The 21,896-nt window shown below is 69.8% G+C and carries 35 protein-coding genes and 1 tRNA gene; 5 read left to right on the top strand and 31 right to left on the bottom strand.

Features of this window, described 5'->3' with window-relative positions; all coding sequences use genetic code 11:
• Positions 1–4: 4 nt before the first annotated feature.
• The 10 genes from ACFVWY_RS08850 to ACFVWY_RS08805 form a co-directional block, all read right to left on the bottom strand.
• Positions 5–1,504, bottom strand: a complete 1,500-nt coding sequence (locus ACFVWY_RS08850) for a phage major capsid protein (protein ID WP_389868732.1) — start codon at positions 1,502–1,504, stop codon at positions 5–7.
• Positions 1,504–2,451 (bottom strand): HK97 family phage prohead protease, encoded by a 948-nt coding sequence (locus ACFVWY_RS08845; RefSeq protein WP_389868730.1) that lies wholly within the window; start codon positions 2,449–2,451, stop codon positions 1,504–1,506. Before ACFVWY_RS08845 ends, ACFVWY_RS08850 begins: the two co-directional genes overlap by 1 nt.
• On the bottom strand, positions 2,451–3,797 hold the full coding sequence (locus tag ACFVWY_RS08840; RefSeq protein WP_389868728.1) for a phage portal protein: 1,347 nt from the start codon (positions 3,795–3,797) through the stop codon (positions 2,451–2,453). Before ACFVWY_RS08840 ends, ACFVWY_RS08845 begins: the two co-directional genes overlap by 1 nt.
• Entirely contained in the window at positions 3,794–3,985 is a 192-nt protein-coding gene (locus ACFVWY_RS08835) for a hypothetical protein (protein ID WP_389868725.1), read from the bottom strand. The genes ACFVWY_RS08840 and ACFVWY_RS08835 overlap by 4 nt, the downstream gene beginning before the upstream one ends.
• The gene (locus ACFVWY_RS08830; RefSeq protein ID WP_389868723.1) at positions 3,967–5,532 is read right to left on the bottom strand and encodes a terminase; all 1,566 of its coding nucleotides are present in this window, start codon (positions 5,530–5,532) and stop codon (positions 3,967–3,969) included. The genes ACFVWY_RS08835 and ACFVWY_RS08830 overlap by 19 nt, the downstream gene beginning before the upstream one ends.
• Positions 5,492–5,749, bottom strand: coding sequence for a hypothetical protein (locus ACFVWY_RS08825; RefSeq protein WP_389868721.1), 258 nt, complete (start codon positions 5,747–5,749; stop codon positions 5,492–5,494). The genes ACFVWY_RS08830 and ACFVWY_RS08825 overlap by 41 nt, the downstream gene beginning before the upstream one ends.
• A 324-nt stretch (positions 5,750–6,073) precedes the next feature.
• Positions 6,074–6,520: a hypothetical protein gene (locus tag ACFVWY_RS08820; RefSeq protein ID WP_389868718.1), complete on the bottom strand. Its 447-nt coding sequence runs from the start codon at positions 6,518–6,520 to the stop codon at positions 6,074–6,076.
• A gap of 7 nt (positions 6,521–6,527) precedes the next feature.
• On the bottom strand, positions 6,528–6,803 hold the full coding sequence (locus ACFVWY_RS08815) for an HNH endonuclease (RefSeq protein WP_389868715.1): 276 nt from the start codon (positions 6,801–6,803) through the stop codon (positions 6,528–6,530).
• 13 nt (positions 6,804–6,816) lie between these two features.
• Positions 6,817–7,071 carry a hypothetical protein gene (locus tag ACFVWY_RS08810; RefSeq protein ID WP_389868712.1) on the bottom strand — a complete coding sequence of 85 codons (255 nt, stop codon included), beginning with the start codon at positions 7,069–7,071 and terminating at the stop codon, positions 6,817–6,819.
• Between the two features lie 203 nt (positions 7,072–7,274).
• On the bottom strand, positions 7,275–7,658 hold the full coding sequence (locus ACFVWY_RS08805; RefSeq protein WP_389868709.1) for a hypothetical protein: 384 nt from the start codon (positions 7,656–7,658) through the stop codon (positions 7,275–7,277).
• A 315-nt stretch (positions 7,659–7,973) separates the two neighbouring features.
• On the opposite strand from ACFVWY_RS08805, the gene ACFVWY_RS08800 reads away from it, so the two are divergent.
• From ACFVWY_RS08800 to ACFVWY_RS08790, 3 genes are all read left to right on the top strand, one after another.
• Complete coding sequence (locus ACFVWY_RS08800) at positions 7,974–8,819, top strand: hypothetical protein (RefSeq protein ID WP_389868707.1); 846 nt, start codon at positions 7,974–7,976, stop codon at positions 8,817–8,819.
• A gap of 96 nt (positions 8,820–8,915) precedes the next feature.
• Positions 8,916–9,329, top strand: a complete 414-nt coding sequence (locus ACFVWY_RS08795) for a hypothetical protein (RefSeq protein WP_389868704.1) — start codon at positions 8,916–8,918, stop codon at positions 9,327–9,329.
• Positions 9,330–9,365: 36 nt separating this feature from the next.
• The gene (locus tag ACFVWY_RS08790; protein WP_389868702.1) at positions 9,366–10,202 is read left to right on the top strand and encodes a transposase; all 837 of its coding nucleotides are present in this window, start codon (positions 9,366–9,368) and stop codon (positions 10,200–10,202) included.
• Positions 10,203–10,333: 131 nt separating this feature from the next.
• Here ACFVWY_RS08790 and ACFVWY_RS08785 read toward each other — a convergent pair whose 3' ends face one another.
• The 20 genes from ACFVWY_RS08785 to ACFVWY_RS08690 form a co-directional block, all read right to left on the bottom strand.
• On the bottom strand, positions 10,334–10,705 hold the full coding sequence (locus tag ACFVWY_RS08785; protein WP_389868699.1) for a helix-turn-helix domain-containing protein: 372 nt from the start codon (positions 10,703–10,705) through the stop codon (positions 10,334–10,336).
• On the bottom strand, positions 10,702–11,337 hold the full coding sequence (locus ACFVWY_RS08780; protein ID WP_389868696.1) for a hypothetical protein: 636 nt from the start codon (positions 11,335–11,337) through the stop codon (positions 10,702–10,704). The genes ACFVWY_RS08785 and ACFVWY_RS08780 overlap by 4 nt, the downstream gene beginning before the upstream one ends.
• 40 nt (positions 11,338–11,377) lie before the next feature.
• Positions 11,378–11,581, bottom strand: a complete 204-nt coding sequence (locus ACFVWY_RS08775; protein WP_389868694.1) for a hypothetical protein — start codon at positions 11,579–11,581, stop codon at positions 11,378–11,380.
• Positions 11,578–11,805 (bottom strand): hypothetical protein, encoded by a 228-nt coding sequence (locus ACFVWY_RS08770; RefSeq protein ID WP_389868691.1) that lies wholly within the window; start codon positions 11,803–11,805, stop codon positions 11,578–11,580. The genes ACFVWY_RS08775 and ACFVWY_RS08770 overlap by 4 nt, the downstream gene beginning before the upstream one ends.
• Positions 11,802–12,632, bottom strand: coding sequence for a DNA adenine methylase (locus ACFVWY_RS08765; protein ID WP_389868689.1), 831 nt, complete (start codon positions 12,630–12,632; stop codon positions 11,802–11,804). The genes ACFVWY_RS08770 and ACFVWY_RS08765 overlap by 4 nt, the downstream gene beginning before the upstream one ends.
• Positions 12,632–12,829 carry a hypothetical protein gene (locus ACFVWY_RS08760; protein ID WP_389868687.1) on the bottom strand — a complete coding sequence of 66 codons (198 nt, stop codon included), beginning with the start codon at positions 12,827–12,829 and terminating at the stop codon, positions 12,632–12,634. The genes ACFVWY_RS08765 and ACFVWY_RS08760 overlap by 1 nt, the downstream gene beginning before the upstream one ends.
• Positions 12,826–13,044, bottom strand: coding sequence for a DUF6011 domain-containing protein (locus ACFVWY_RS08755; RefSeq protein WP_389868684.1), 219 nt, complete (start codon positions 13,042–13,044; stop codon positions 12,826–12,828). Before ACFVWY_RS08755 ends, ACFVWY_RS08760 begins: the two co-directional genes overlap by 4 nt.
• Positions 13,041–13,208 (bottom strand): hypothetical protein, encoded by a 168-nt coding sequence (locus ACFVWY_RS08750; protein ID WP_389868682.1) that lies wholly within the window; start codon positions 13,206–13,208, stop codon positions 13,041–13,043. Before ACFVWY_RS08750 ends, ACFVWY_RS08755 begins: the two co-directional genes overlap by 4 nt.
• Positions 13,208–13,432 (bottom strand): hypothetical protein, encoded by a 225-nt coding sequence (locus ACFVWY_RS08745; protein WP_389868680.1) that lies wholly within the window; start codon positions 13,430–13,432, stop codon positions 13,208–13,210. The genes ACFVWY_RS08750 and ACFVWY_RS08745 overlap by 1 nt, the downstream gene beginning before the upstream one ends.
• Positions 13,429–14,088: a hypothetical protein gene (locus tag ACFVWY_RS08740; RefSeq protein ID WP_389868677.1), complete on the bottom strand. Its 660-nt coding sequence runs from the start codon at positions 14,086–14,088 to the stop codon at positions 13,429–13,431. Before ACFVWY_RS08740 ends, ACFVWY_RS08745 begins: the two co-directional genes overlap by 4 nt.
• Complete coding sequence (locus tag ACFVWY_RS08735; RefSeq protein ID WP_389868675.1) at positions 14,088–15,044, bottom strand: mucin-2; 957 nt, start codon at positions 15,042–15,044, stop codon at positions 14,088–14,090. Before ACFVWY_RS08735 ends, ACFVWY_RS08740 begins: the two co-directional genes overlap by 1 nt.
• A gap of 73 nt (positions 15,045–15,117) precedes the next feature.
• On the bottom strand, positions 15,118–15,558 hold the full coding sequence (locus ACFVWY_RS08730) for a WhiB family transcriptional regulator (protein WP_389868673.1): 441 nt from the start codon (positions 15,556–15,558) through the stop codon (positions 15,118–15,120).
• On the bottom strand, positions 15,555–15,779 hold the full coding sequence (locus ACFVWY_RS08725; protein WP_389868671.1) for a hypothetical protein: 225 nt from the start codon (positions 15,777–15,779) through the stop codon (positions 15,555–15,557). Before ACFVWY_RS08725 ends, ACFVWY_RS08730 begins: the two co-directional genes overlap by 4 nt.
• A complete protein-coding gene (locus ACFVWY_RS08720; RefSeq protein WP_389868669.1) occupies positions 15,776–16,642 on the bottom strand; it encodes a hypothetical protein in 867 nt (288 codons plus the stop codon). The genes ACFVWY_RS08725 and ACFVWY_RS08720 overlap by 4 nt, the downstream gene beginning before the upstream one ends.
• A complete protein-coding gene (locus ACFVWY_RS08715) occupies positions 16,639–17,520 on the bottom strand; it encodes a PD-(D/E)XK nuclease-like domain-containing protein (RefSeq protein WP_389868666.1) in 882 nt (293 codons plus the stop codon). Before ACFVWY_RS08715 ends, ACFVWY_RS08720 begins: the two co-directional genes overlap by 4 nt.
• Positions 17,517–17,720, bottom strand: a complete 204-nt coding sequence (locus ACFVWY_RS08710; protein WP_389868663.1) for a hypothetical protein — start codon at positions 17,718–17,720, stop codon at positions 17,517–17,519. The genes ACFVWY_RS08715 and ACFVWY_RS08710 overlap by 4 nt, the downstream gene beginning before the upstream one ends.
• Positions 17,717–18,004 carry a hypothetical protein gene (locus ACFVWY_RS08705; protein WP_389868660.1) on the bottom strand — a complete coding sequence of 96 codons (288 nt, stop codon included), beginning with the start codon at positions 18,002–18,004 and terminating at the stop codon, positions 17,717–17,719. The genes ACFVWY_RS08710 and ACFVWY_RS08705 overlap by 4 nt, the downstream gene beginning before the upstream one ends.
• Entirely contained in the window at positions 18,001–18,960 is a 960-nt protein-coding gene (locus ACFVWY_RS08700; protein ID WP_389868658.1) for a hypothetical protein, read from the bottom strand. Before ACFVWY_RS08700 ends, ACFVWY_RS08705 begins: the two co-directional genes overlap by 4 nt.
• Positions 18,957–19,292, bottom strand: coding sequence for a hypothetical protein (locus ACFVWY_RS08695; RefSeq protein WP_389868655.1), 336 nt, complete (start codon positions 19,290–19,292; stop codon positions 18,957–18,959). Before ACFVWY_RS08695 ends, ACFVWY_RS08700 begins: the two co-directional genes overlap by 4 nt.
• Before the next feature lie 88 nt (positions 19,293–19,380).
• The gene (locus tag ACFVWY_RS08690; RefSeq protein ID WP_389868652.1) at positions 19,381–19,824 is read right to left on the bottom strand and encodes a helix-turn-helix domain-containing protein; all 444 of its coding nucleotides are present in this window, start codon (positions 19,822–19,824) and stop codon (positions 19,381–19,383) included.
• A 215-nt stretch (positions 19,825–20,039) separates the two neighbouring features.
• Here ACFVWY_RS08690 and ACFVWY_RS08685 point away from each other — a divergent pair, with 215 nt between their 5' ends.
• The gene (locus ACFVWY_RS08685; RefSeq protein ID WP_389868649.1) at positions 20,040–20,555 is read left to right on the top strand and encodes a helix-turn-helix transcriptional regulator; all 516 of its coding nucleotides are present in this window, start codon (positions 20,040–20,042) and stop codon (positions 20,553–20,555) included.
• 223 nt (positions 20,556–20,778) lie between these two features.
• On the opposite strand, the gene ACFVWY_RS08680 is transcribed toward ACFVWY_RS08685, so the two are convergent.
• Positions 20,779–20,853 (bottom strand) — tRNA-Val (locus tag ACFVWY_RS08680).
• Positions 20,854–21,055: 202 nt separating this feature from the next.
• On the opposite strand from ACFVWY_RS08680, the gene ACFVWY_RS08675 reads away from it, so the two are divergent.
• Positions 21,056–21,829: a DUF4097 family beta strand repeat-containing protein gene (locus tag ACFVWY_RS08675; RefSeq protein ID WP_389868647.1), complete on the top strand. Its 774-nt coding sequence runs from the start codon at positions 21,056–21,058 to the stop codon at positions 21,827–21,829.
• Positions 21,830–21,896: the final 67 nt, after the last annotated feature.

Genomic DNA, 21,896 nt, shown 5'->3' with positions numbered 1-21,896 from the left:
CAGGTCAGACGCTGGTCGCGACGTTGAGCATCCGGAACGCGGAGTCGAGCACCGAGTCAGCGCCGACTCGGTACCAGGCGTACCAGCCGCGCTGCCCGGTCGGGCGTCGGTTCGCGCCGACCAGGTGCGGCAGGAACTCGATCGACATGCCGATGCGGTCCGCGATGACGTAGTTCTGGAAGTCGCCGTAGATCGCGATGCGGTTGTCACCGGCGGTGGCCGGGTCGAACCCGGACGCCATGGCCTCGGCCTCCAGCGCCGGACGGCCGACCAGCTGCGGCGGCACGTCCGCGCCGATCCGCTCCCACAGGTCCGCACCGCCCTGGGTGTCGAACTGCCTGATCAGGTTGTAGATGCTGCGGTTCGCCAGCCACGACGCTCCGGCACGGTGCCGGGCGGGCAGGGCCCCGTCCATCGCGTAGATGTCCGCGGCGCTGAACGTCTCCGCCGTCGCCGGGCCCATCTCGGCCGCGGTACCGGCCAGCGCGGTCACGATGCCGGTCGGCTGCCCGGTGCCCGTGCCGGAGATGAACGCCCCGGCCTCCAACGAGTCTTTACCGAACGCAAGGAGGCGGCCGACCTCGGTCGTGACGTTCTCGGCGTCGTCCATCGCCTCGATGCTGATCGGCACGAACCCGTCAGCCTTGTGTACGGCGATCGACGGCTGCCCGAACTCGGAGGCGTTGTCTCCGGCCTCGGTGCCCTCGGCGGCCCACCGCCACTGCACGGCACCGGCGGAGACGCCATGCCACACATCGCCGGTGGCGACCACCTGCCGGGCCACCTGGCGGATCTGGTTCCGCGAACCGTCGCTGGTGATGATGACGGTCGGGTCGAGCTGGAACGGCACCAGGTAGCCGCCCTGGTTGTCCGTGAGAGTCATCGCCCGTTCGAGCGCGCGCTGCTCGTCCGGGCTGACCATGTGCGAGCGGCCGGACGCCAGCTTGGACCAGGCGCGCATGTACTCCGGCGAGGACGTCGCCAGGGCCTGCCGCGCGATGCTGCCGCGCTTGTCGTCCCACCGCTCGATGATGTCCGTCGCAGCGCTGCGGATGCGGTCGTTCGTCCCGGCCATCTTCTCGATGGCGCAGAGCGCGCGGGCCCGCAGCTCCTGGCCGACCTGCTCGGGGGAGCGGTCGAAGGAGCGCATCTCGCCGAGGTCCCAAGGGTTTCGGAACCGGCGGTCCTCCACGCTGTCGGGGTTCAGGATCGGGTCCAGGTCGTAGGCGCTGCCCGAGCTGGACGGGGTGCCCCGCTCGACGGAGAGCGCGGCCGGGCGCCGCTCGGTGGCCTGCGTCGCCGACCGGACCCGCTCCAGCGCGGAGCGGCGCTCCAGCTGGCGGCGGTGGTCGTCGACCTCGGCGAACTCTCTGGTCAGCTCGTCGAACTGCTGCTCGTCCTCGGCGGTGAGGGTGTCGCGCTTCTCCAGGTCTTCGAGCTGGGCGCGGATGTCGCGCAGACGGATGACCGCCTGGCCGTGCGAGAGCTGAAGTGCCTTGGGCATCAGCTGGTCTCCTTCGTGGTGTCGATGGACGCCAGTACGCCGTCCATCAGCGCACCGATTTCGGCGAGCTGCGGGCGCATGCGTTCTGTGCGCGGGGAGGGTGACGGGTGCCCATCGGCGGGCGGCGCGTCGGTGGTGCGGTCGGCGTCCGGGTGCCCTGGGGCGAGCGGCGCGGACGGGGCCAGGCTGCGCACGGCGGCCGGGCCCTGGTCGGTGGTGGGGTAGAGGAGCGCGGCCGCGACCTCGCGGCGCAGCTCCGGATCGTCGGGTACCTGCGCGGTGGTGGCCGCATCGCGGGCAAGGGACGCGCGGATGCGGCGGGTCATCTCGCCGTCGCGGGTCAGACCGTCCGCCATGTCCCGGGCCCGGACGGACACGCTGGTGCCGCCGTACGCCGGGAAGACAACCGGCCCCAACTCGCGCATACGAACTTCGATCAACTCCCGCTGGAGCGGGCCCCGGTCGCCCGGCATCCACAGCAGCTCGCCAACCTCTTCCGGCTTGACGACCTTCCCGGCGGCGTCGCGCCACTCCTCGCGAACGACCTCGAACCGGAACGACATGCCGTTCACGGTCTGCTCGGCGATCGCGTCGCGGATCGGCTGCATCAGCCAGTTGTCCGTGATGCGTCCCTCGATGAACAGACCCTGCTCGTCCTCCCGCAAGGTGGTGATCGAGCCGATGGGGATGCTGCCGATCAGGGGGTGACGGCCGTGGTCGAACTGCATGACCGGGGCGTTCTCGCGAATGGTCTTGCGGAACGCACCCCGGCGGATTGTCTCGGTGAACGTTCCTTCCCACGAGTTGATCTCGGTGGCCTCACCGAAGGTGGCGGCGTACCCGGACAGGGTGCGGCCGTCGTCCTCGCCGGTGTCGTCCTCGGCTCGGGCCAGAGTGAAGGGCGCGGACCGCTCCAGGTCCCGCGCCACAGCGGTCATGGTGGGCATCAGGAACCCTCCTCGGTAGGAACTGAGAGCGCGCGCCCGGCAGCCTCGCCGGGGCGTTGGAGCTGGACGGAGAACAGACCGGTGTGCACCAGCAGGGACCAGTCCGACGCGGTCACGGCGGCCATGACGGACTCCGGGGTGTACCCGGCGTCGACCAGCGTGCGGATCGTGCGGGACTGCACGCCCTGGATCTCGGCGGCGTCCCGGGCGTCCTCGCGGAGGAACGGCACGTCGCGGGCGTCGTACCAGAGCCGCACGGCCCCGGACGTGCCGCCGCCGGGCGGCCGGACCAGGTGGCCGAAGGACCCGGCGGCGTTCTGCCACAGCGGGTGAATCGTGCCGTCCGCAAACCGCCTACGGGCCTGCCCGTAGTTCGAGTAGGTGGCGGCCTTCAAGCCCTCGGACAACCCGACGATGATCGGGGGCACTCCGGCCGCCGCAGCGATCCGGGTCTCGCCCGCACCCTGCACCGAGCTGAAATCCAGCTGCTTGAAGTCGGAGCCGACGACCGTCACATCTGCGCCGCCGCCCAAGTAGAGCGTCTTGTACGCGTTCTCCACGCCCCGGTGCGAACTCTCCATCCGGGCCTTGAACTTCGCGAACGCCTCGGGCGACACCTCACGGGCCAAGCGCACGACCATATTCGGCGTGGCCGCGTTCTCCATGAACTTCTTCTTGTGCGCGGCCATCAGGTTATCGTTCTGCGTCTCCCGGATGACCGGAGTCAGCCACGACATGCCCCGGTACGTGGCAAGCGGGTCCGGGACCGGCGCGAAGTGCACCACCTCGTCCGCAAGGAGCGGCACCGGGTCCTCGCCGGGCTCCTGGTAGACGAACCCGACCTTCCGCCAGCCCAGGTTCCCGCCGCGGTACTCGCGCCGCTCCAGCACGATGGACACCCAGTCGGGCCGCAGTCGCACCAGCTCGTCACCGGCCCGCGTCCAGTAGCTGTTGCCGGTCAGGTCGGCGTCCTGGATGACGCGCGAGAGCAGGTCCTGTGTCGTCCCGCCCGCCCACGGCTGCTCCAGCACCCGCAGGTCCAGTGATCCGAACATCTCAGACGGGGTGCCGTTGTTGAGGCGCTGCCAGATGAACCGCGGCGCGGAGAACACCATCTGGCGGGCGACCATGCACGCCCACACCACGGGGTTCGTCGCGAACAGGTTCGCGTACCCGGGTAGGTCCCCCGGGGCCCGCTCAGCAGCCTGTCCAGGCTGCGTCTGCGTGATCCCCAGCGCCGACCACCCGCCGTACCCCAACGTCTGCTGGAGCGCGGCCGCGTAGTCGTCGATGGTGCCGAGCGCGCGCTCCTCCGTACGGCGGCGGGCCTGCCACAGGTTCGTCACGGGCCACCTCCATCACCGGGGTCGCCTACGTCCATCAGGACCAGGCAGTACGTCACGAGCAGCACGCCAGCCGCCATGAGCGCGGCCGAGAGGTCGACCGCGAGTCCGACCCCGGTGGTGAACAGTCCGCCGCCCGCGATGACGCCCGTGCGGGCGAGAGCGGCGCGTGTCAGCCGAAGTCGATCCACGGCTCCACCTCCTCGTCTGGTTCTTCGATCTCGGTGTGGAGTCCCCAGCGGGCGAGCGTCACGGCGACCAGGGGCGTGATGTCGACGCCGACCGTGCGGCGCGACCACGCCCACGCCTCGCCAAGATCCCGTTTCCGTGCGCCCGCCAGCGCGGTCGCCAGCGGTGCTTGGTCCAGGTGCACGAGCTGCCCGGACGCCACAGCGTCGTAGAGCTGGCCCGTCGCCTGCGCGATCTCCCGGACCCTCGGCGACACCACCGGGGCCAGGAGCAGTTCGTCATCCGCGTCGCCCCAGGACTCGTCCACGTCGGGCCGCAGTGCCCGTTTCAGGTCGTCCAGGAGCGACCCGGCCGGGCTGCCCGCATCGACAACCCAGCAGCGCGGGTTCCACTTCTCCGTCAGCTCCCGGGCACGCTCCGCCACCCATCCGGTGCCGGGGCGGTTGTCGATGACCTCCACGTGCACGGACTCGCCGTTGTACCCGGCCGCGCAGATGCTGGCGTGCGTCCGCTCCGGGGTGACGTCGATGGCGAACACGACCGGGTCCGACATGCTGCTGTCGCCGTCCGCCAGGGCCCGCCAGGCGTCCTCGGCGATGACCTGCCACGTGTCGGTTCCGTCGCTCGGGTACGTCCCGACGCCCAGCCGTTCCCGCTCGAAAATCCCGCCGCTGCCCATCGACAACCGCTCGTTACGCACGTGCTCGCTGCTGATGCGGATGCCGAGCGCCGGGTTCGCGACGGCCCACGCCTGCGGGTCGTCGGCGCTGGCGTGCTCGGTGCAGCCGGGGCCGCACTCGTCCCGGTGAAGGTCCGCCGACCACTCGAAGTAGGCCAGGCTCGGGTCAGGTTCGCCGGACTCCACGGCGGCCATGGCGCGGGCCCGCAGTCGGCCGAGCTGCATCGACGGCGCCCCGATGCCCGCGCTCCCGAGGTACCAGAGCTGCGGGTTCGGCACGGCGGACATCGTGGGCATGAGCGCGCCCATGGCGTCGTCGCCGAGGATCATCGCTTCGTCGAGAATGTTGCAGTCGCCGGTGAAGCCGCGGCCGGAGCCGCCGGACCGGGCCAGGAAACGGAGGATCTGCCCGGTGACCAGCTCAATCGCTTCTTCGCCAGTGGTGCGCCTGACTCGCAGGACGCGTTTCCGCAGGTCAGGGCACCCCATGACCAGCTGTTCAATCCGGCGGAACGCGACGATGCTGGTCTTGAATTCGTGGGCGCTGTGCAGGATCAGCTTTTCGCCGAGGAGGAACAGCCCGGCCAGCTGGCGGGCCTCGATGATGCCACCCTTGCCGTTCTGCCTCGGGACGTTCACCGCGACCTCGAACGCGGCCCACTTGCCGTCTGCCCGCTCGGACAGGCCCATGTCGAGTACGTGTTGCTGCCACGGGTCCAGGTCCAGCCCGGCGAGCGCGGCCAGCTCTACGGCCTCTTGCCCGGAGGACGAAAGCCGGGTCGGCGGCACGGTCGTGATCCGGGGCCGCTGTGAGCCGAGGAGCGGGGCGTCAGGCGCCGCGGCGGGCGGCCCGCCGTGCGGCGAGGTCATCGAGCGCGTCTCCCTCCACGGCGGGTGGCGCGAGCGCGCGCAGTTTCGTGAGGACCCCGGCGAGCTTGTCGGCGACGACGGCCTGTGAGGTCGGGGCGTCTCCGGCGTCGATGGCGTCGAGCGCGGCGGCGAGCTTGAGGGCAACGGCGGCGAGGCCCGGGGCGGTGGCCAGCACGCCGAGTTCGTCGAGTTCGGCCCGCACGTCGTCAGCGATCACCACCGCACCCCCGTCACTCTGCGTTACGTCACTATGGGTAGCGGCTCAACTTGCAGCGATCCGTCAGATCGGTGCGAGTTCGTCTTTAGATTCGGTCGCGCAAAAAAACGGGCGACAAGGGCTTTTGGGTCGCCCGCTTCCCGGTTTTCACGATGGGGTCGGGCCCCCCTCCCCTGCCGGGTGGCGGGGTGCATCGCTGCTGGTCAGAGCGTGATCGCTGCGGTGCGTGGCGCGTGGTGGCGGTGGGGTCCGGGTGATGGTCGGCTGGTGGTGGGCCCGGTCTCGCGGGGCCCGGTCGCCCAGGGTGGCCGTGTGGGGTGGTCGCTACCAGTTACGGGATGCCTGGCGCCCGGCTGCGCGGCCGATCGGCGCGCGCTTCGCGTGCTGCGTGTACCAACGGGTCGCTACGGCGAGTAGTCCAGGTGACCGCATGTCCCGGACGCGCTGGAGTACGACGTCGCGGCCGGGGTCCACGGTGACGATCTCGGCGCGGTGTCGGCGGTAGCGGGCGAGCCATCGCGCGCTCGGCATCGTGTGGATCAGGTAGACGTCGGTCTCTCCGGTGTGCTTGAACGCTTCGTCGATGGCGGCGTAGCGGGCTCGGTGCGCAACCTGGACCGCGATGGTGTCTTGGCTCCATGCGGGGGCGCCGGGGCCGGTGAGGGCCTGCGTGATGCGGTCCAGGTCTATGACGATGTCGGTCGCGCGGGCGCGGGCGGTGATCCAGGAGGATTTACCCGCGGCAGGCGGGCCGGTGACGACGTACAGCACGGCGTCGTCACCACCTTCGTGAGTGTCGGGTGACGGTGGCGGTGGTGCTGCGGTTGCCCCGTGCGCTGTTGCAGCTGCGGTGTGCGCTGCGAGCGTTGGCGGGGTCGAGCAGTGCGCCGCCGCGTGAGATCGGTACGACATGGTCGAGCGTGAAGCTGAGCGGATGCCGAGCGTCAATGCCGGGCGGGATGTCGTGGCCGCAGATCCAGCAGGGGTCACCGCGGCGGCGCAGTTCGGCGACGAGTCGGCGGTAGGGGCGTCCGTTGCGGGGGTTACCGGCCACGGGTGCCCCCTTCTTACATGTCGTCGCCGAGGACGTTGCGGCGGGCGGCGTTGGACCGGCGGTTGAGAGCGTTGCTCATCCGTACGGCGGTGATGGTGGCGAGGATGCCGAGGATGGCCCAGAGGATCTGCGCGCCCGTTCCGACGTATGCAACGTCGCGGACCGCTCCGCAGATGATCGCGCCGCCGATGGCTCCGGAGAGCCACGCGAACCAGATGCGCAGCTTCTCGGTTCTCACGGCGGACTGCACGTCACGGTATTCACTCATCTGTCTCCCCAGGACTGGCCGGTGGGGGGAAGTGTGTCATGCCCGCGGAGAGGAGGTGACGGGCTCGGGCCGGTCGATTTCGGTGATGGGTCGGCGCATGGGCGTCACCCTTGCTGCTGCGGTGGCCTGGTATGCGAAGCGCCCGCCACTCTGGAGGTGACGGGGCGCTCTCGTTAAATCGGAATCGGTAGCAGCAGGCAACGTCAGGGGCAGAGGGTCTTGCGCAGAGCGGCGTTCAGCTGCTTTCCCTGCTCATCCGTGAGCGGTCTGGTGTCATTCCCGAACCGCTGCGCTGCTGCCCAATCCAGCTTCTTGCCACCGCCCTTGAGCGAGGCGCACTGGTTGCGCCCGGCGTCAATGGCCTTCTGCTCGTCCACGATGATCTGCGGGTCCACCGCGGCGATCGCGTCTAGGTAGGCATCGCGGTCGGCGCCGACCGGGGCGGGCGGGATGCCCGCGGCGCGCTCGGCGGCGGCGTGGTCGACGGTCGTCGCTTCCGGCGCGGGCGTCTTGATGCCTTCCTCCGCCGAGCAGGCACTCAGCGCGAGCAGCGCGACGGCGGCGATCAGGATACGGGCGGGTCTCACGGTGGCACTCTCCGTACGTAGGTCTGTGCTCTGTGAGACAGGCGAGGAGAGTGAACGGTTGTGGCGACCTCTCGCACGTGGAACGGGGTGCATGGGGAACGCGAAGACCCGCCGCGTCGGGCGGGTCTGCATTTGTCCGGGCATGCCTGACGTGCGGTCAGTCTGGACGATCTCTGCCCAGGATGCAACTACTGGTGCAGTGGACGTGGCGAGGACCACCCCACCCTCTCGATACCACCTTGCCCTAACGGGCCACTTGGGCAGTTGTCGGCAACCAGAGGTTCCGGGCGAAGTGGGTGACGGCATGATGGTCTTGTGGAAATCGCGAAACTGGTTCTGGAGTACGTCAAGGTCCTCGCGTGGCCGCTTACGGCACTTGGGCTGGTGTGGGCCCTGCGCACCCAGATCAAGGATGCGTTCGGGAGACTTACCAGGGTTGAAACCCCGGCCGGAACTGCCGAGTTTGCGCAGGACGTGCGAGATGTTCGCGACGAGGCAGAGGAGTTGGCTCATGCCAGCACTATTGACGAGCCGAAGACGTCTTCGGCAGCAGTGCCTGCACCTGCCAGTCCGCCCGATGCCGAGTCTGGGTCCGGGCCCGGACCCGAAGCTGAAGCTGAAGCTGAAGGAACCTCAAGGGTGCTCCCTGCTGATCAGAATTCGGGGCAACCGGAGCACCCGCATTCCCCAAATGCGCTAACTCAATGGTTGGCGGAGGAGACGCGCAGAAACGGACCCGGGGCTCTACAACTCATGCTGGATTATCTCACGCAGGCACGCGTAAACAGTACGGCGGCTTACCGCGTCTCACACGATGACCCTTTCCATGAAGCGATGGTTGCGGCGCCCGCGTCACCTGTGGGTGCTGTGATCACTGCGTGGACGACGTTGGAGTTCCTGTGCCTGGACCTGTTGCGTGAACGTGGGCAACAGGAGCCCGAACGGGTTCACACCCCTGCCGATCGCCTGATGCAGGAACTTAGGAGGCTGGGGCTTGGGGAAGGGGTCTTGGACGTCTTCCGCCAGTTGCGCGAACTACGTAATCAGGCAGTGCACAAACCGAAAGCAGTAACGACCTATGCTGCTCAGGATTTCGTGCGTAGTTGCCGAAATGTCGCAGCGGCGGTGCGGCAGCTCAGCCAAGACTTGTCCCGTAAGTGATGGTCGAGGCAGGTGGGTTATGACTGGCCCGGATTCGGCTGCGGCGAAGGTCCAGTGGCAGGATAGCGGCTTCGACCATCTTGAGAGGCCATCCTCGTGCCGACGCCTGCCGACTACCTCGCACTGGCACGTGCCGAGAGAGACAGCTTTGTCCTGCAGCGTCTCGCGAAATGTCCGTACCCTTTTGTCTGGCAAGCCCTGGCCACCAATCCCCACACGCCGCCCGAGGCCCTCCAGGAACTGAGCGCGGCCCGCGACAGCGTCTGGAACGACAACAAGCTTCTTCGCCTGCTCGCAGACCATCACAGTGCGAACCCTGTCGTTCTTCGAGCTGTCCTCGAAGCCGTTGCAGCGAAGCTCGACGAGGGCGAGCGGCCCTACGCCGCCGTACTCGCTCTCGCCGACCGGCTGGAGCTTGAGGTGGATGAGGTAAGGAGGCTCGGAACCCTTCGTGGCGCCTCTGCTCGTCTACGCCATCTGCTTGACCTTCGGCTGAGCGCCCGCATCTGAGGTGCCCCCTCTGACCGCGGGTGAGATGATCTTGTTGTGGCTGGTGTGATCACGGCGTCTGAGCCGTCCTGGATAGCCCCATTCACCGGGCTGAGCCCGCGTTCGTTCGGCAAGCTGGTGAACGCTCTGCGTCGCGAAGGTGCAGATCCGGTCCGCAAGGGCCGCCCGTGGTCTCTTTCCCTGGAGGACCGGGTGCTGCTCGTGGCGGCCTACTGGCGCACGAACTTGACGATGCGCCAACTCGCACCGCTCTTCGGCGTTTTGAAGTCCGCGGCCGACCGCATCATCGACCACCTCGGCCCGTCTCTCGCGCTGCAGCCCCGCAAGCGGTTCGCCAAGGACACCGTGCTCATCGTGGACGGCACCCTGGTGCCCACCCGCGACCACACCATCGCCGAGCAGTCCAAGAACTACCGACACTCCACCAACCACCAGGTCGTCATCGACGCCGACACCCGGCTCGTCGTGGTGGTCGGTCGGCCCCTGCCAGGCAACCGCAACGACTGCAAGGCATGGGAGGAGTCCGGCGCGAAGGCCGCCGTCGGCAAGACCATGACCATCGCCGACGGCGGCTATCCGGGCACAGGACTCGTGATGCCCCACCGCCGCCGCAAAGGCGAAGAACTGCCCGCCTGGAAACAGGCCCACAACACGTCCCACAAACAGGTCCGCGCCCGCGTCGAGCACGTCCTCGCCCGCATGAAGACCTGGAAAATCCTCCGCGACTGCCGCCTCAAAGGCGCCGACGTCCACCACGCCATGCTCGGCATCGCCCGCCTCCACAACCTCAACCTCGCCGGACAGGCGAGCAGCCGGACTGGCCAACAACCACGTCCACACCCAACCGGAGATCATTTACGGGACAACCCTTAGATGTCCGTGACACGGTGATGCCCCACCCAGAGGATGTTCGGGCGGGGCCTCAGGTCCGTAGCAGCGCCGCACCTATGAGGCGCGAATCGGACACGTCCACGGTAGGGGCGGGGTCCGACACTGGGGGCGGTTCAGCTCGGCACCGGGTCGGTGGCGCTCGGGTAGTAGTCGGCGAATGCGCCAGCATGCGCCACGAGTTGCTCGGAGATGGCTCGTAGTTCGGAGTGCCAGCGCCGGGCCGTCACGTCGTCGGTCGGGGTATATGCCGGCCTGGCCGCGTCGAGGGCCTGAGCTGCGGCGCTCAGCTGGCGCATGGCCTTCTCGGTCTGCGCCGCCCTGCGCGCCAAGCGCTCGGACATCGGCTCAACGGGCTCCAGGGGTGCCAAGAGATCGCGGCGGACGGTGTCCTTGCTGATGCCGAGCTGCGCCGCGATCTGCCGATTGGATGCTCCGGTCTGCGCCAGCTGGCGCACGCGGGCGCGTCGGTGCGCCACGGCGGTCATGCGGCGAGCTGCCCGGCGAAGTATCGGCCGCAACGGGAGCAGATGAGGTGCGGGAGGGCGCCGTCGCCGCCGTGGAGGAGGATGCGACCCCCGCACGCGCACGGGACATCGACCGCTGTGGTTAGACGGGTGAGTTGGAGTGCCCGGTCGATGCGGTTCAGGGCGTCTCGTGCGGTGTCGGCGACGAGCAGGTGGGCGCGGCCGGGGAGCGGCCGGAACGGGCCGCCCGCGCCGGTGACACGGCCGTAGAGCCAGAGGGCGGTGTACTGCGGGTCTGGCCGGGTGCCGGTCCATCGCCACCGTCGGGGGTCGCGCGTGCTGCGGAGCCGGGCCAGTTCGTTACCGGCGGGGGTGATCTGCACTATCTCGGCGACGGCGTCGGCGGTGTCGAGCAGCAGGTCGTGGACGGCGGTCATGGTGTCGAGGATGTCGATGCGGAGCGGGGCCGGGGATTCGCCGGTGCCGGAGCCGTCGCGGGCGCCGCGCTGGGGGGTGTCGTCGAGGCCGCGGTCGCGAAGGTGGGTGGTCATGCGGGCGGCGGGGGGCCAGGTGTCGCCGGTTTGGGTGGTGAGGGCGTCGGTGAGTGCGGGCCAGGTGGTGATGACGGTGTGCAGGTCGCGGGCGGCGGTCACGGTGGCTCCTGTCGGTTGGGGTGGTGGGGGCCGGGCGGGGTCAGGTGGTGTGCGGCCCGTCGAGGGCAGCGCGGACGCGGGCGACGGCGTCGCGGCGACCTGCCATGGCGGCGGGGTTGAGTCGGGTCTCGGAGTTGAGAGCGTGCAGCTCGGCCCGTACGCGGGCGACGGCGGCCTCGGCACCCTGGTACCGGTCTGCGAGTTGGTCGTCGGTGAGGTCGTCGAGGCGGATGCGGTCGCTCATCGGCCCGGCTCCTCGGTCACGGCGGTGGCGGGCTGGTGGGCGCGTTCGGCTGTGCGCCACCAGGCGGCCCAGGTGGCGTCGTCCCAGTCGTCACTGTTGTCGCTCGCAGCGCGAAGCAGGGCAGCGTCGGCGGCGGGTGTGGTGGTCATCGGGTCCTCCTGGTGGTGGGTACGGTGGGTGGGCGCCCGCCCGGCTACGACCCGGGCGGGCGTACTGCTGGTCACGCGGGGATGCCGTCGGGCTCGTCGCCGAAGAGGCTGAGTCGGCCGGCGAGTACGCGGTTGGACCACAGCACCTCGGTCCGCCCCTTCGCGGTGGTCGCGTTGCCGGTCATGGTCTGCTCGTCGGCGCGGTGCCAGCCGTCGTAGAGCTCGTTGTAGAGCGGGCTGGCGTAGCCGGAGAGGACGACCGCGGCCTTGCAGTCGTGGAGCGCGGCCGCGAGCTCGCGGTGCGAAGCCTCGTCCTTCATCTCGATGCGGTAGTTCGACCATGGGCGGGTCGTGCCGAGGTACGGCGGGTCGACGTACAGCAGCACGTCCTCCTGCTGCCCGTACTTCGTGATCAGGTCAAGTGCGGGCAGCGACTCCAGCGAGATGCGGCGCAGGCGCTCAGCTGCGGCGGCGAGCCGGTCGACGTAGGCGGCCGTGTAGCCGGGCATGGACGTGGCCGAACCTGCGGGGTCGACGTAGTGCCGCCACCCGGTGTTGCGGAGCGTGCCGGACCGGCCCTGCGCAAGGCGGCACCAGATGCGGCGGGCCAGTTCCAGTTCATCGGCTGCCGGTTCGTGTGCGGCCGCAAGTTCGTCCCTGCTGTGCGGGGTGAGGGCGCATGCCCGGATGAGGTCGGCGGGCCGGTCACGCAGGACCCGCCAGAACGTCATGAGTTCACCGTCGAGGTCGTTGACGGTTTCCATCGGCGACGGGGACTTGGCCAGCAGGACGGACAGGCCGCCGCAGTACGGCTCGACGTAGTGCTGGTGCGGGGGCAGGACGGACACGATCCAAGGGGCGGTGCGGCCCTTCGCGCCGAAGTACGGGACGGGGCTTTTCATCAGTGGCCGTCCTCGTTCTGCATGGCGTCGTAGCAGCCGACGCACATGTCGATGACGCCGCCGTTCTCGGGCCCCATGTCGACGGTCACGAGGGTGTTCTCGTCGTCGCAGGTGCACGGGTTCGGGGTGTCAGCCTGGCGCGGGTGGCCGTCGGCTTCGTCGAGCTCGATGGCGTTCATGTCGGGGTGGTAGGTCATGGCGTTCTCTCCTTCGTGGTGGTCACAGGGACCAGAGGGTGGTGGTGGACGAGTGGGAGTTCGGCTTGTCCGTCGATGTGGTGGTCGGGTCGCGGGGTGGGGATTTGGGGTGTTGTGCGGGCGCCTGCGGCCTTGGCGCAGATGGGGCCGATGCCTCGGGCCCGCCATCGTTCGGAGCGCAGGAGGCGCCCGCAGACGCGGCACGTGGCGGTCATGGGGTCTCGTCGAGGTCGGGGCGGATCTCGTAGCCGGATGACAGGAGGTACTGCCCGATGCGGTCGACGAGTCCCTCGGGGGTCTGCTGCTCGGCCGGGGTGGTGGTGCGGTAGTCGTCGGTGGCGGCGGCCATGACGGCGACTGCGGCCAGCGGGATCGGCATCACGTGCGGGCCTCCAGTTCGGCGATGCGGGCTTCGAGGGCGGCGATGCGGGCGTTGGCGTTGTCCTCGGCGGGCAGTGACCGGTTCGCGGAGCAGGTGCACCAGGTGAGGAGTCGGGCGGTGGCGGGGGTGCCTTGGTTGGTGGCGGTGCCCATGCAGCCGGGCATGACGTCGTCGTCGAGGTCGGGGCAGCGGTGGCAGTTCGGCGGGCATCGGTGGCTCATGCGGCGCGACCTTGCTGTTGGGCGGCGCGGTCGGTGCGGGAGGGGTGGGGTGCGGCGAGGCGGTGGCGGCGGTGGTCGCGGGCGGGGCGGCTGCAGGGCTGGCCGGTCGCGGCGCGGCAGGTTTCGACGGGGCAGTCGACGCCGAGGGCGTCGGGTCGTCCTTCGCGGATGACGGCGATGCGTGCTTCGGCGGCGGGCCGGTAGGGGGCGAGGGCGTCGCGGACGGTCGGCGGCATGTAGCTGCCGAGGGCGGCCATGCGGCGCTCGACCTCGGCGGCGGCGGGCCCGGTGGTGAGGGCGTGGTGCTCGACGGGTGCCTGCTGGCCGGTGGCGACGGCGCGGCGGTGTGCGGCGAGCGCGTGCCGGTAGGCGGTTGCGTCGTCGGGGTCGACGGGCGGGGCGGGGTCGACGTCGCGGGCCATGCGGTCGCGGACGGTGGCGGCCCACTGGGTGGCGATGTCGGCGGGGAGGATCGGCCACGTGCTCTTGGCGTAGTGCCGGTGGGCGGCGGTGACGGCGAAGTCGTACGGGACGTCGGCAAGGATCCCGGCCCACATGAGGGCCTGGGCGCGGCGTTCGGTCCGGTCGTCGCGCTTCACGCGGGGGTCGGCGAGGGCGATCTCGGCGATGAGCTGGGGGATCTGCTCGGTCTCCATCAGGCGCCTCCCATCTTTCTCTGGCGCAGTTCGTCAGCGATTGCGGCCATGTCGTCGAGGTACTCGGTGGTCTTGCTGGGGGGCCCGGCGGTGAGAGAGCGGGGGCCGGTGTACTGCGGGGCGTCCTGGAGGCCGGTCCAGCCGGGGAGGAAGTATCGGGCGGAGTAGGGCGTGGTCTTCGCGGCTTGCCAGACGCGGGCGGCGTGGTCGACGAGGGCGGGGACACCAACGCGTCGTACGGCGTCGCGGAGGTCGATCCACTCGGTGGCGCCGAGGCCCCAGGAGACGCGCATCTGGCGGGCGCCCATCGCGTCGATGAGGGGCTGGACTTCTCCTCTTCCGCTGACGGTGGCCACGGCGGTGCCGGGCGTGCTCACGGAGGGGGTAGGGGGAGGAGGTACTTCCGTAGGAAGTACCTGGCTAGGCGTGGTAGAGGCTTGGGCAGGCGTAGCACCGTCAGCGGGCGTGCGGTGTGACAGACCCTCCTGACCTGCTACGGAGTCTGAAAACCCGGTCTGATTCTGAACCGGATCCGTGTCGTTCTCGGAGCCGATTGCATCCTGAATGTTGTTCGATTCCGGATCGGATCCGGTGCGCTTTCGGCTCGCCCGGCTCTTCGCGGCCCTCTCCGCGGCGCTCTTCTTGTTCGCCTCGTGCTGGGCCTTGGTCGTGTTCCGCCCGCCCTCGAAGAAGTCGTGGATCATGTAGCCGCTGGCAGGCTGCGGGCATCTGGTGCAGGCGTGTCCGGCCTCGTGCCACAGCCCGGCTTCGATCAGCTTTTGCACCTGGGCCGGGGTGCCCTTGAAGGGCTTCACGATGTCCTTCGGGACGAAGCCTTCAAGCAGGTGCTGGGCGGAGTAGGAGCCGCACCGCAGCCACAGACCGAGCGCAGCGTTCCCGGCCCGCATGAACTTCGGGTGGGAGTGCGCTGAGTCGTCGATCTTGAACCAGGGCATGTGCGGCTTCTTCCGGTCGAGTTGCGGTGGTGCGGGTGGTGGCCCGGGGCGCGGTGGCCCCGGGCCGGGTGGGTCAGGCGGCAGCGCGGCGCTTCCCGGTGAGCTTCTGGTTGTGGGCGGTGTTCGCTTCCCGGCACGCGTCGTCGACGGGCTCGTGGCGACGGATGTGCCGCTCGTACGCGCCGCGGGTGCCGCACGGGGCGAGGCGCCGCCCGCCGCCGCTGGGCATGGCCCGGCTGCGGGTGGTCTTGTCCTCTTCCCACCGTTCCTTCGGCGTCAGCCCGGCCCGGATTCCGTACCGCGACTCCTTGCCGGAGCCGGATTCCTCGCGGGCGACGGCGTCCCGGCACTGGGTGAGGACGGGGCAGTCGCGGCAGATCGCGATGGCGCGTTCACGGTCGGCGCGGGCGCCACCATCGACGAACCACAGTTCCGGGTCCATGCCGATGCGGGTGCAGGCGGCGCGGGTGCGCCACGTGTCCGACGGTTCGAGGGTTTCGGGTGCGTAGGTCACTGGCCCTCCTTGGTGGTTCCGCAGCGGGTGCACTGCCAGGCGGTGGTGGGGCCCGCCCCTGCCTGGTCGCAACAGGCAGGGACGGGGGTGTGGCGGGTGGTGAGGTGGGCGCAGACGGTGGTGTCGCAGACGAGCCATCGGGTGCCGTCCGTGACGCCGGTCGGGCTGAACGTGGCCGGGGTCGGGGTCGGGCGGCGGCGGAAGAAGTGGCGGAGGTTCACTGCTCGGCCCCCGATCCGGGCTGCGCGGTGGTCGGCCAGCCAGCCGAGTCGCCGGGCGCCGCGTTGGTGATCTCGTCGACCGTCACCCTCGGGGCCGGGAACTCCTCGTCGGCGGTGACCTCGCCACGCTGGATCGACTGGTAGATGACCTGGAGCTGGCCGAGGTCGATGTCGGTCCACTTCGCGGACGGGCGGCCGAGCTTGGTCTCGATCTGGTCAGCGGTAATTCCGATGCCGTCGAACGCGGCAACGCAGTCGGCGATGCGCTGCGAGCGGGGAACGTCACCGGTCCCGTTGGCGAGGGTCTTGGTGCAGGCGGACTTGGCCTGCTCGATGTACCAGACCGGCAGAACCGTGAAGATCATTTCGCGGAGGCGGCGAGCCCCGTTGTTTGCGTTGTTCTCGTATACGTCGCGGAAGTCGGCGAGCTTCTGCGCCCTGCCGTTTGCCCACCGGGCGTGAGGCACGATGAACGTGGTCGACGAGCGTTCGTTCGACTCCATATCCCAGGCCCACGCCTGCATTTCCGACTCGCCGTACTCCTCGTCGCGACGCAGCTCGGCGACTCCGAACTGGATGTTGCCCCAGCACCGGGCCAGCTCCTTCGCGAGCTGGATGGTCTCGCCCGACACGTTCGAAGTGCCGCGGGGGAAGCGGAAGAACGCCCGCTGTGCCAGCTCCTGCTGGGCGCAGGCCGTCCGCATCTTCGCGATGGCCACCGCCTCGTCGCGGGGGAACTGGCGGGCCACCAGAACGGCGGCCTGGACCTCGGCGACGGCGCGGGACTGCTCGACGGCAGTGCCCTGCCCGACCCGGGCCGGGGCCGCGACCGGGGTCATGCGCTCGATCTGCTGGTAGCTCACAGGTACTCCTCTTCATCCCGCCGCTCGGCGTACGGGGGCAGGGACAGGTACTCGATGTCGTCGGAGTAGCCGGGCCAGCGGCCGGACTCCGTGCACTCGGCGAAGGTGTTGATCGCGCGGCGGTTCTTCGCCGCGGCGATCCGGAGAGCGGCCATGTCCGGCTCGAACACGGTGATCAGGTACGGGGCTGTCTTCTCTTGGCAGACGAAGACGAACGCGGTGTGCTCGTCGCCGATCCCGAGGGCGCGCGCACCAGCCCGGTACCAGTCGGCCTGCTGGTGGTAGCCGTACTCGTCGACCGCGCGGGCCAGGGCACTGGGCTCGGCGCTGCGGCAGGTCTTGTAGTCGGGGATGATCAGGCGGCCGTTACGCGGATCGGGCATCCAGTCGAACCGGGCCCGCCGCATCACATCGGTCTGCCGATCGCGCCAGAACAGCGACGTTTCGGGGCGCCCCGAACCCGGCGCGAACAGGGCGGAGGCGACGGGGTGTCGGCGGATCGCGTCGGCCATCGCCTGCACCTGGTCGTACTCGTCGGCCAGCAGCGGCACCCCGCCCGCGGCACGGATCGCGTCACGCTCCTCGCGGGCCGCTTTCGTCCGCCAGTCCGGCGCTTCGACGGCGACCAGCTCGGGGCCGTCGCCGAGGACGAGCCGGTGCGCGGCGTTCCCCATGTCGAACGTCCGCTTCGGCGGCCGGGGGTTGTCCTGCTCGTGCCGGAACAGGGCCGGGCACGACGGCGGCAACAGGCGGCGGGCGCCGGACGACGACAGCGAGGCACGGTCCGCGTGGTACTGGTCCATCGGGAGGTTGGGGTAGATGCCGGGGTCGATCCCGGCGGCCGGGGCCGAAGCCCCGGCCAGCGCGGTGATGGTCATGCGGTGGCTCCGGTGGTGTGGAGGAGGGCGGCCAGCAGCAGCCCGGTGGCGGGGAGGGCGAGGATGAGGGCGCAGGACGCCCCGGCCGCGGGCGCGGTGTCGAAGGACGCGCGGTCCTGCAACTCCCGCCGGGACCGGCCGATGCCGTCGGCGGGCGGGCGGGTCCAGGTACCGGCGAACACGCTCGGGCGGTCGCTCACTGGGCACCGCCCTGCTCGCGGGCCTGCTGGAGGGTGTGCCGGGCGTCCTCAAGGCGAGCCAACCGGGCGGCGGCAGCGGTCTTGTTGGCCAGGCGGCGGAGCAGCGCGGCGGCCCAATTGGCGCCCCTGTTGGCCTCGGAGGTGCCGAGTCCCCGGGAGTTGACGATGACGTCGGCGGCCTCGCGCAGTACCTCGGCGTCGTGCGCGGCGATCAGCCGCTCAGCCTCCGCCCGGTCCTCGCCTGCCACTCGCAGCACGGCGTACAGCTCGTCGCGGGCGTTCACGCCACACCGCCGATCGGGTCGACGTGGGTGAGGTGGATCCCGCCGGACTCGCCCTCGACGGACACCACGGCGGCGCCGTGGCCGAGCGTCCACGCCCGGGATCGGGTCACCGTGTCGAGCGGCTCGTCGTCGCGGGTGCCGGGGTACGCGATGACCGGCGTGCCGACCGGGTAGCGCTCGTTCCACTCGTCGGCCGTCATCGACGGCGCCTTCGGGCAGCCGTCCGCATGCCGCTCGAACCGGGCCGGGCAGCCGCACGTGCGGACCGGGTCCTCGTCTTCGTCGTCGTGGGTAAGCACCCAGCGCTTCGCCTTCAGGTCCCACTCGATGTGCTCGTCGCTGAAGGGCGCGGAGATGTGCCCGTCCGGCTCGACGTGGAAGATCACATCTGCGTCGACCAGGGCATTCAGCCCGGCCACTGCCCGCTCCCACGGGGACAGGGCCTCCGGCGGGGTGGGGCCGCCCGCAGGGGCACCGGCGGCCATGCGCTTCTTGAACTCGCAGACAGCGCAGGGCTGGCCGAGCGTGTAGCCCGCACCACACGCCTGGCACGTCTGGATCGGAGCGGGCGTCAGCGCCTCCAGCTCGGCGCCCCGGGCCCGCAGCTGGCTCTCGATCAGGGATGCTCCGCGAACGACCCGGCGGTAGTCCTCCTCGGCCAGCGCGGCGGTGAACTTCAACCGCGCCACCTGGGCCCGGAGTTCACGCCGCCCGCGACGCGCCGACTCCAGCGCCAACCGCAGCCGGGCGCCGTCCTGTTCCTCCTCGTGCCGGTCCAGAAACGCCCCGGTCAGGTCGTTGGACAGCTGGTTCACCTCAGCGGCCAACGTCAACGCGATCTCGTGCAGTGACCGTTCCGTGCCGCTGTCGTACGTGGCGGTCGACCAGGTCGACGTGCGCTCGCCGTATTGCCGCAGCCGGATCAGCGCCGTGTTCGGCGTCATCGGGGCGCTCATGCCGCCACCGCCGACATCGCCTGGTACGCGGCGACCTCGACCTCGTCGCCGTATCCGGTGAGACGGACCAGCACGTCGTCAACGACCCCGTCGACCGTCACCCACGACGAGCCCTTGTGGCTCCGGGCGTCCAGCTCGGACAGGTTCAGGCCCAGCGCCTCCCGCCACGCAGTGAACGCGTCGAGGCTGTCGTGGAGCGAGATCTCCAGCACGGTCGGGTAGACCGGCGTGACGTGGAACGACGCGGCGGGAAGGCGCTGCATCGTGGCGTGCAGGTGCGCGAGGAGCAGGATCGGGGATCCCTGCCGCTGCAACGTAAGATCGGTGTTCACGGTGACCTCTTCTTTCTGATGGGTTGAGGTGTGCCGAGGGGTCGCCGGACCGGGCTAGGGTCTGTGCGGCCCCGCTGTACGTGATGGGTCAGGCGGCGGGGCCCTGGAAGGGCGTGATCTCCCCAAGGGCCGACGTGCGCCGGACGTCCTCGCGGGTGAGCGTGATCCGACCACCGTCGCGGTGCGCGAAGATCTCGCGGGCGTAGGCCAATTCCTTGATCTTGCGAGCGGACCACGGGAGCCACCCCATCGCCGCAATCTGCTCGGGGGAGTAGCGCTTCAGCTCGTCGTCGAGGTCGACAGGCACCTCGATGGCCTCGGCGGTCACGGGTTCTCCTTCGGCTATGGCTTCGGTCGGCACCCCGAGGGCACCGGCGAGCGCGTCGGCCCGGTCCGCCTCGATAGCGTCGACCTCCGCTCTCTCCAGCCGGGAGAGGTAGCGGCGATCTATGCCAGTGACGTCCTGGAGACTCCGGAGGCTCAAATTATGCGCCTTGCGGAGGGCTCTGAATGCGGGTCCGTGCGGTCTCACGGCTTAAACATTAGGCCCTATGGCACACCTAGGCAACCCCTGATGCCTACTTTCTGAGCCCTATCTGGCGTCGGTGTAGGCACCAGGGAGTCAGGAGGGCGTACTGGTGAGCCAGATCATGCGCCTCACTCCGGGGCATATGCCTACTTATATGCAGGTCAAAGACTTAAAGCTGAGCTATCGGTAGGCCCAACCGATGGGGCATGATGCTCACCATGGATTGGGTACGCCTGGGCACGGCCCTCAAGGCCGCGCGCACCACACATGAGCCGCGGCTGACGCAGGACGATGTCCAGCGAGCCCTCGACGTCTCGCGCGCCACCGTCCAGAACATTGAGCGCGGCAAGCCGTTCAGCAAAGCCACCCCGACGCACCGCGCGTACGGACGCCTTGTTGGTTGGACAGAGGAGAGCGTGGACCGCGTCCTCGGCGGCGGCGACCCGACCTTGGAGGCCGACTCCCAGCCCCCGGCCCAGCCGGAGCCGAGCGCCCCTGTTCCTGACGGCCTTCCCCTCCGCGTTGCCGAGGAACTGGCGGCCGGTCCGCTGCTGGACACGATGGTGATCCGGCTTCCCGGCGGCGGACAGGCTGTGGTGGTCGCCCGCGGCAAGGAGGGCGGGTCGCCCGAGGAGATCCAGGCCGCACTCGAAGCATGGCGGGCGGCGCAGCCCCGCCTTCAGGAGATCGAGGTGCGCGCGGCAACGGACGAGCCGCCGGAGTCTGCCGCATAGCCTGAACGCGAAGAAGCGGCCCACCCCCATCAGGGGGTGGGCCGCTTCGTTGTCTCGAAATCCGTCCTCTGACCTGCGCGGTTGCCCTGGTCTCATAGGAGAGATTTAGGAGACGTCACGCCGTACCGGGTGGGTAGTCATCACGTACTCAGCACGTGGCCAAAGTGTAGGCATGACGAAACCCCAGGTCGGGAAGCTGTCGACCTGGGGTTTCTCTCCGTACTGGTGGGCGCGGACGGTTTCGAACCGCCGACATCTGCTTTGTAAGAGCAGCGCTCTACCCCTGAGCTACGCACCCGTGGATGAGGCAACAGCGTACATGGACTGCGGGCCCTGGTCACAAACGGTATCCGGCCCGGAGGAGAGAGGGCATGGGCGTGCGGGGGATATCCCCACCCTCGTACGGTGGCCCGCCTGATTCTGCTGGAGCGAGGGCGCTCGTACGGTGAGGCGTGCGCCGTCGGAGGCGTGCGTCGTCCGAGCCTGGGGGAAAGATCATCATGGCAGCCCGCACCCGTACTCTCGCCGCTTCCGGTGGCGCCGTGCTCATGGTTCTGATGCTGGCCGGGTGCGGGAGTACGGATGTGAGCGAGGCGCCCACCGAGCACAAGTCGTTCGCGCTGAGCGGGAAGACGCTGACCATTCACGCTCGGGCGTCGTCGCTGGAGCTCGTACCGGCCGATGTCCCGAAGGTCGAGGTGACGCGTCAGGTCGACGGCTGGGTGATGTTCGGGGACGGGCCCGAGCCGCAGTGGGAGATGCGGGACGACACCTTGTCGCTCCGGGTGAGCTGCGATGCCCTGATCAGCGACTGCGCCGCGGCGCACCGGGTGAAGGTGCCTCGCGGGGTGGCGGTGGTGGTCGACGGGGACAACGGAAAGGTCACCGCCACCGGCTTCAGTACGCCGCTCACGCTGCGCGCCGACAACGGCACGCTGTCCGTCCGGAACTCCACCGGGCCGCTCGACCTGACCAGCGACAACGGCGACATCCTCACCGAGGGGGTGTCGGCCGCGTCCGTGTCGGCGCGGAGCGACAACGGCAGGATCCGGCTGCGGTTCGCGACCGCCCCGGACCGGGTGGAGACCGTGAGCGACAACGGCTCGACCACCATCGAGCTGCCGCCCGGTTCCGTGAAGTACGCCGTGGACGCCGTCGCCCGCAACGGGCGCACCTCGGTGGACGTGCCGCGGGCCGAGGGGGGCGAGGCCAGTGGCCATGTGGTGAAGGCCCGCAGCGACAACGGCCAAGTCACCGTCCGAAGCGCGAACTAACCGGCCCGTGTGTTCGTCCTTACCTGGTGGGAGAATGTACCGGGCAGGGCTGAGCAGCACGGGAGAG

The sequence above is a fragment of the Streptomyces sp. NPDC058195 genome (assembly GCF_042883525.1).
Classification (GTDB): Bacteria; Actinomycetota; Actinomycetes; order Streptomycetales; family Streptomycetaceae; genus Streptomyces.
The sequence above is the reverse complement of the archived record's forward strand: the minus strand, read 5'-3'. Positions and strand labels throughout refer to the sequence as shown.

Bases quoted from the DNA above. Each gene is read 5' to 3' on its own strand.
- ACFVWY_RS08850 (WP_389868732.1), bottom strand. From the start codon at position 1,504: ATGCCCAAGGCACTTCAGCTCTCGCACGGCCAGGCGGTCATCCGTCTG.
- ACFVWY_RS08845 (WP_389868730.1), bottom strand. From the start codon at position 2,451: ATGCCCACCATGACCGCTGTGGCGCGGGACCTGGAGCGGTCCGCGCCC.
- ACFVWY_RS08830 (WP_389868723.1), bottom strand. From the start codon at position 5,532: ATGACCTCGCCGCACGGCGGGCCGCCCGCCGCGGCGCCTGACGCCCCG.
- ACFVWY_RS08810 (WP_389868712.1), bottom strand. From the start codon at position 7,071: ATGAGTGAATACCGTGACGTGCAGTCCGCCGTGAGAACCGAGAAGCTG.
- ACFVWY_RS08785 (WP_389868699.1), bottom strand. From the start codon at position 10,705: ATGACCGCCGTGGCGCACCGACGCGCCCGCGTGCGCCAGCTGGCGCAG.
- ACFVWY_RS08775 (WP_389868694.1), bottom strand. From the start codon at position 11,581: ATGAGCGACCGCATCCGCCTCGACGACCTCACCGACGACCAACTCGCA.
- ACFVWY_RS08765 (WP_389868689.1), bottom strand. From the start codon at position 12,632: ATGAAAAGCCCCGTCCCGTACTTCGGCGCGAAGGGCCGCACCGCCCCT.
- ACFVWY_RS08760 (WP_389868687.1), bottom strand. From the start codon at position 12,829: ATGACCTACCACCCCGACATGAACGCCATCGAGCTCGACGAAGCCGAC.
- ACFVWY_RS08755 (WP_389868684.1), bottom strand. From the start codon at position 13,044: ATGACCGCCACGTGCCGCGTCTGCGGGCGCCTCCTGCGCTCCGAACGA.
- ACFVWY_RS08750 (WP_389868682.1), bottom strand. From the start codon at position 13,208: ATGCCGATCCCGCTGGCCGCAGTCGCCGTCATGGCCGCCGCCACCGAC.
- ACFVWY_RS08745 (WP_389868680.1), bottom strand. From the start codon at position 13,432: ATGAGCCACCGATGCCCGCCGAACTGCCACCGCTGCCCCGACCTCGAC.
- ACFVWY_RS08740 (WP_389868677.1), bottom strand. From the start codon at position 14,088: ATGGAGACCGAGCAGATCCCCCAGCTCATCGCCGAGATCGCCCTCGCC.
- ACFVWY_RS08735 (WP_389868675.1), bottom strand. From the start codon at position 15,044: ATGCCCTGGTTCAAGATCGACGACTCAGCGCACTCCCACCCGAAGTTC.
- ACFVWY_RS08715 (WP_389868666.1), bottom strand. From the start codon at position 17,520: ATGACCATCACCGCGCTGGCCGGGGCTTCGGCCCCGGCCGCCGGGATC.
- ACFVWY_RS08700 (WP_389868658.1), bottom strand. From the start codon at position 18,960: ATGAGCGCCCCGATGACGCCGAACACGGCGCTGATCCGGCTGCGGCAA.
- ACFVWY_RS08685 (WP_389868649.1), top strand. From the start codon at position 20,040: ATGGATTGGGTACGCCTGGGCACGGCCCTCAAGGCCGCGCGCACCACA.
- ACFVWY_RS08675 (WP_389868647.1), top strand. From the start codon at position 21,056: ATGGCAGCCCGCACCCGTACTCTCGCCGCTTCCGGTGGCGCCGTGCTC.